This is a genomic window from Endozoicomonas sp. SESOKO3 (assembly GCF_024606255.1).
The window spans coordinates 1-1,166 of the sequence record NZ_JAHHPR010000720.1; the positions used below are offsets into that span (position 1 = coordinate 1).

Genomic DNA, 1,166 nt, shown 5'->3' on the forward strand with positions numbered 1-1,166 from the left:
TCATCTGCTCCGGGAGGTGAAACTTCCCATCTGAGCATTGGTACCTGGTTAAGCGCGACTCCGTCCGGCACAGTGTCCTCAGGGCATTTTTGATCAGGTTAAAAGGCTTCTGGTAGTAGTGGATCTGGTTGATATCGCTGGCGCATTTCTCGATGGGACCGTTAGGTACATATTTCTTATCCTTGCAATAGTCCCAGTCGCTTTTTTTCCGGCGATCAGGAAGGGCTGGAATGAATAGCCGCCTCCGAAGGTCAGGGTTTTGTTCACCAGGTCGATGGACTTGATGTTCAGGGTCAGGAGGTTGCCGTCCTCACTCATCAAAGCATTGAGGGTCTGGTTGTTGTTGGTCAGGAATTTTCCGGGATCCAGTTGGTCGTGAATCGGGTCAAAGAAGCGGGCCGCTTCACCCGAGGCGTCCTGTAACTTTTTATAGACCAGCTTTTCTACCTTCTTTTTGTAATATTGCTCAAAAACGCCCCTGACGAAGTGCATCAGACCGCTAATAAAGTACCCGATTGGCCCGAGCACCATTGAAAGGCCGGAGACAGCGGTATCCACCGACTCAAAGATCACCCTGGATTCCAGGAGTTTCTTGACGTCCGGGTCCTCTTCGTTCTCATATTCAATCACGGTCAGGGTGAGACTGCCTGCCTGAACGCCGAAACTCACAGCAGACAGGGCAAGACCTGCTTTGCCTGCTTTACCTAGCCCTTTGGCTACTTTTACCCCCTTGGGCAACTGGCCCGATCCGATTTTTGAGGGCAGCTTTGGCGCGGTTTGACGGGAAGAAAATGGCTGCCTGGAGGTTGGCGTGTCCATCATGATCACCTGACGCCCGAGATCGGCCAGGTCAAGCCCTTGTAATGCCAGCGCCGAATAATAAAGCGTCTGACGGCCGATATGAATCTGCCGTTCGGTGTCCGTCATATTCCGGGGCGGGGGTTGTTTATGATGATGTCCAACGGGGGCAATCCCGGCGATCAGGTCGTAAAGGTCCAGGAAAGAGCTGGCAATGTCCATACCGTCGACGGGTGCTTTTTTCCCCTTTACCGTTGATGACAACACCGGACGACCCGTGCCTTTGAGAAAGCCCTGGAAGCGGTCAAAGGCGCCGGAGGTAAACCGGATGTTCTTTCGGGTCAGGGTATCGGGCTCCATAAAGTCCA

At 53.2% G+C, this 1,166-nt stretch carries 1 protein-coding gene; it reads right to left on the reverse strand.

Features of this window, described 5'->3' with window-relative positions; translation table 11 throughout:
• Positions 1-93: 93 nt before the first annotated feature.
• Positions 94-1,166, reverse strand: a 1,073-nt coding sequence (locus KDK18_RS12610; protein WP_257255280.1) for a hypothetical protein, incomplete at its 5' end; no start/stop codon positions are given.